This is a genomic window from Kitasatospora sp. MY 5-36 (assembly GCF_001182915.1).
Classification (GTDB): Bacteria; Actinomycetota; Actinomycetes; order Streptomycetales; family Streptomycetaceae; genus Kitasatospora.
The window spans coordinates 1-4,659 of sequence record NZ_LFVW01000774.1 but is presented as its reverse complement, the minus strand read 5'-3'; the positions used below and the strand labels follow the sequence as shown (position 1 = coordinate 4,659).

Below are 4,659 nucleotides of genomic sequence, written 5' to 3'. Positions count from 1 at the left end.
AGCGCGAGCGCGCCGAGCGGGAGCTGGACGCCGGCCGCGCGCGGCGCACCGCCTTCCTGGACCGCCACGCCGAGGAGCTCTACGACCGGATCACCGCGGGCCGCACCCTGCGCCCCCGGCTGGACGCCCTGGTGGAGGGCGCCGCCCGCGCCGTACCGAACCTGGTGCCCACCGCGGCGCAGCTGCGGGCGGAGCGGGCCCTGCCGGTGGCCGAGCGCCTCGGCTACGAGGTCGACCTGGGCGTCCTGCTGCGCGGCGTGCTGCGCGGCCCGGCCGCCGGCGGCCACCTGATGGACTCCATGCTGCGGCCGACCGGGCGGGCGCTGGAGCTGCTCGGGGAGTTCCGCGCCACCGGGGTGGTGCGGATGGACAGCACCCGGCTGGAGCGGCGCGCGGGGGTGGCCCGGATCACCATGTGCGCCGGGGACCGCCTCAACGCCGAGGACGAGCAGCAGGTCGACGACATGGAGACCGCGGTCGACCTCGCGCTGCTGGACGAGGGGTGCGAGATCGGGCTGATCCGGGGCGGCGAGATGACCCACCCGCGCTACGCGGGGCGCCGGGTGTTCAGCGCCGGGATCAACCTCAAGCGGCTGCACGCGGGCGAGATCACCCTCGTCGGGTTCCTGCTGCGCCGCGAGCTCGGCTACCTCAGGAAGCTGCTGCTCGGGCTGCGCACGGACGACGCGTCCTGGCGCTACCCGTTCACCGACATGCCGTGGGTGGCCGCGGTGGACGGCTTCGCGATCGGCGGCGGCATGCAGCTGCTGCTCGCGGTGGACCACGTGCTCGCGGCCTCCGACGCCTACCTGAGCCTGCCGGCCGCGCAGGAGGGGATCGTCCCGGGCGCGGCGGACTTCCGGCTGCCCGCGGTGACCGGCCCCCGGCTGGCCCGGCAGATCATCCTCGGCGGCCGGCGGGTGCGCGCGAGCGACCCCGAGGCCCGCACCCTCGTCGACCAGGTCGTCGACCCGGCGGACCTCGACCGGGCCGTCGAACGGGCCCTGGAGCTGCTGCGCGACCCGGCCGTCACCGCCAACCGCCGCATGGTGAACCTCGCCCTGGAACCGGCGGACGGCTTCCGCGCCTACCTGGCGGAGTTCGCCGTCCAGCAGGCGCTGCGCGTCCGCGCGGCGGACGTGCTCGGCAAGGCGGGCCGCTTCACGGCCCGGCCCTCCGGGTGAGAGCGCCGCGCCGCTGCCCTCCCCCGCCGCCCCGGCGGGCGGCACCCGAACGAACAAGGAGACCGAGATGACCAGCCCCTTCGACGACCCGGACGCCTCCTACCTCGTGCTGGTCAACCCCCTGGGCCAGTACTCGCTGTGGCCCGGGTTCGCGCAGGTGCCCGCCGGGTGGCGGATCGCCCGCGGCCGGGGCTCCCGCGACGAGTGCCTGGCCTACGTCGACCGCGTCTGGACCGACCAGCGCCCGCCGGCCCCGGCACCGACGGCCGCGGCGCCGGACGGCAGGGAGGTCGTCGCGCCATGACGAGCGGCCCGGGCCCGCTGATCACCATCCGGGCGACCCCCGGCGACGGGACGCGGCCGGCCCGGGGGCAGGTCAGGCCCGGCACCTCCCGGCGGATCCTGCCCTACCTGCGGCCCTACCGGCGGCAGATCGTCGCGCTGCTGACGCTGACCGTGGTCGACGCCCTCATCACCGTCTCCACGCCGCTGCTGTTCAAGGAGCTCATCGACCGCGGCATCGTGCCGCGCGACCGGGCCGTGGTGGCGGGCGCCGCCGTCGCGGTGGCGGTCCTGGCGCTGCTGCAGGCCCTGGTGGGCTTCCTGGTCAGCCGCAGTTCGGCGCGCATCGGCGAGGGGCTGATCTACGACCTGCGCACCGAGGTCTTCCGGCACGTGCAGCGCCAGCCGCTCGCGTTCTTCACCCGCACCCAGACCGGCTCGCTGGTGAGCCGGCTCAACACCGACGTGATGGAGGCCCAGCAGGCGGTGACGGTGCTGCTGTCCAACGTGCTCTCCAGCCTGCTGGTGCTCTGCCTGGTGGTCGCCACGATCTTCTACCTGTCCTGGCTGATCGGCCTGGTGGTGCTCGTCACGGTGCCGCTGTTCGTGCTGCCGGGCCGGGTCGTGGGGCGGCGGCTGCAGCGCAACCTGCGCACCTCGATGCAGCTGGACGCCGAGCTCGGCTCGCTCATGCAGGAGCGCTTCAACGTGGCCGGCGCGCTGCTGGTCAAGCTCTACGGGCGGCCCGAGCGCGAGGACGGCCGGTTCGCCGGCAACGCGGCCCGGGTGCGGGACGTGCGCGTGGTCACCTCCGTCTACGCGCGGATGCTGCTGGTGACGGTGACGCTGCTGGCCTCGCTGGCCACCGCGGTGGTCTACGGCGTCGGCGGCGAGCTGGTGGTCGCCGGGAGCATCCAGATCGGCACCCTGGTGGCCCTGGCCACCCTGCTGGCCCGGCTCTTCGGCCCGATCAACCAGCTCTCCAACCTGCAGTCGAACTACCTGACCGCCCTGGTCTCCTTCGACCGGCTCTTCGAGGTGCTGGACCTGAAGCCGCTGATCGTGGAGCGGCCCGATGCCGTCGCCCTGCCCGTACCGGGCCCGGGCCGGGCCCCGGAGGTCGAGTTCGAGGACGTCTCGTTCCGCTACCCGGCCGCGAAGGAGGTCTCCCTCGCCTCGCTGGAGACGCTGTCGCTGCCGGCCCCGGAGCGCTCCGGCACCGCCCAGGCGCTGCGCGGGGTGAGCTTCCGCGCCCCGGCGGGCCGGCTGACCGCGCTGGTCGGGCCCTCCGGCGCGGGCAAGACCACCGTCAGCCAGCTGGTGGCCCGGCTGTACGAGCCGACCGGGGGCACCGTGCGGATCGGCGGCGTCGACGTGCGCGACCTGTCCCTGGCCTCGCTGCGCGACACCGTCGGCATGGTCACCCAGGACGCCCACCTGTTCCACGACACCATCCGCGCCAACCTGCTCTACGCCAAGCCGGACGCCACCGAGGCGGAGCTCGTCGAGGCCTGCGAGGCCGCGCAGGTCCGGGACGTGGTCGCGGCGCTGCCCGACGGCCTGGACACCGTCGTCGGCGACCGCGGCTACCGCTTCTCCGGCGGCGAGAAGCAGCGCCTGTCGATCGCCCGGCTGCTGCTCAAGAAGCCGTCCGTGGTCGTGCTCGACGAGGCCACCGCGCACCTGGACTCGGAGTCCGAGGCGGCCCTGCAGAAGGCGCTGTGGACGGCCCTGGCCGGCCGCACCGCCCTGGTGATCGCGCACCGGCTGTCCACGATCCGCGAGGCCGACCAGATCCTGGTGCTCCAGGACGGGCGCGTGGTCGAACGCGGCCGGCACACCGCGCTCGTCGACGCCGGCGGCCTGTACGCGGAGCTCTACCGCACCCAGTTCGCCGACCCGCCCGCGCCGCGCCCCGAAGCCGGACCGGACCCGGCCGACGGCTACGGCGCCCCGCCCCCGCTGCCGCCCGGCGGAGGCCCCCTGCGCCTGCTGCCGCCGCCCCAGGCGGCGGCCGGCCCCGACCGACCCGAACGGCCCGACCAACCCGAACGGAGAGCACGATGAGCCAGCTGACGGTCGAGGACGTGTGGCCGCTTTCCCCGCTGCAGGAGGGACTGCTGTTCCACGCCTCGTACGACCAGGACGCGCCCCGGGACGTGTACGTGGGGCAGCGGGTCCTCAACCTCGACGGCGAACTGCGGCCCGAGGTGCTCCAGGCCTCCTGGCAGGCGCTGCTGGACCGGCACGCGAGCCTGCGGGCCGGCTTCCGCTCCCGCGCGGCCGGCGACACCGTCCAGGTGATCGCCAAGGGCGTGCGGATCCCGTGGACGTACGCCGACCTCGGCGCACTGGACGAGCGGGAGGCCGACGCCCGCGCCGGCGCCCTGGCCGCGACCGACGCCCGGCGCTTCGACCTCGGCCTGCCCCCGCTGCTGCGGGTGCTGCTGCTGCGCGCCGGCCCCGACCGGTACCGGATGGTGGTGACGATGCACCACATCCTGATGGACGGCTGGTCGCTGCCGATCCTGTTCGACGAGCTGTGGCGGATCTACGACAACGGCGGCGACCCCTCGGTGCTCCCCAAGGTGCCGCCGTACCGCGACTACCTCGCCTGGCTGGGCCGCCGGGACACCGACGCCGCGCGCGCGGCCTGGCGCGCGATGCTGGCCGGCACCGGGGAGCCCACCCTGGTGGGCCCGGCCGACCGCAGCGGCCCGCCGGTGATGCTCCGGCACGTGATCGACCGGATCGGCGACGACCTCACCGACCGGCTGCGGGAGACCGCGCGCGACGCCGGGGTCACCCTCAACCGGGTCTTCCAGGTCGCCTGGGCGCTGCTGGTCGGCAAGCTGTCCGGCCGCCTGGACGTGGTCTTCGGCGCGACCGTCTCCGGCCGCCCCGCCGACGTACCGCAGGCCGACCGGATGGTCGGGCTGTTCATCAACACCGTGCCGGTGCGCGTGCGCCTGGACGCGGCCGTGCCCTTCCGCACCGCCATGGCCGCCCTCCAGGACCAGCAGGCTGCCCTGCTCGACCACCAGCAGCTGAGCCTGCCCGAGATCCAGCGCGCCGGCGGCCCGGGCGCGGTCTTCGACACCCTGATGGTCTTCCAGAACTACCCCCGCGGCCCGATGGCCGCCCCCGCCGCCGACCAGGCCGCGCCCGGTGCACCAGAGCAGGACCTCCGCCG

4 protein-coding genes are annotated in these 4,659 nt (G+C 75.2%); all 4 read left to right on the top strand.

From position 1 onward, the window contains the following. On the top strand, positions 1-1,184 hold a 1,184-nt coding region (gene dpgC, locus AE652_RS35705; RefSeq protein WP_049659161.1), incomplete at its 5' end, for a (3,5-dihydroxyphenyl)acetyl-CoA 1,2-dioxygenase DpgC. 67 nt (positions 1,185-1,251) lie between these two features. Further along, entirely contained in the window at positions 1,252-1,488 is a 237-nt protein-coding gene (locus tag AE652_RS35700) for an MbtH family protein (RefSeq protein WP_049659160.1), read from the top strand. After that, positions 1,485-3,533, top strand: a complete 2,049-nt coding sequence (locus AE652_RS35695; RefSeq protein ID WP_063780377.1) for an ABC transporter ATP-binding protein — start codon at positions 1,485-1,487, stop codon at positions 3,531-3,533. Before AE652_RS35700 ends, AE652_RS35695 begins: the two co-directional genes overlap by 4 nt. Next, on the top strand, positions 3,530-4,659 hold a 1,130-nt coding region (locus tag AE652_RS35690), incomplete at its 3' end, for a condensation domain-containing protein (protein ID WP_049659159.1). The genes AE652_RS35695 and AE652_RS35690, both read left to right, overlap by 4 nt.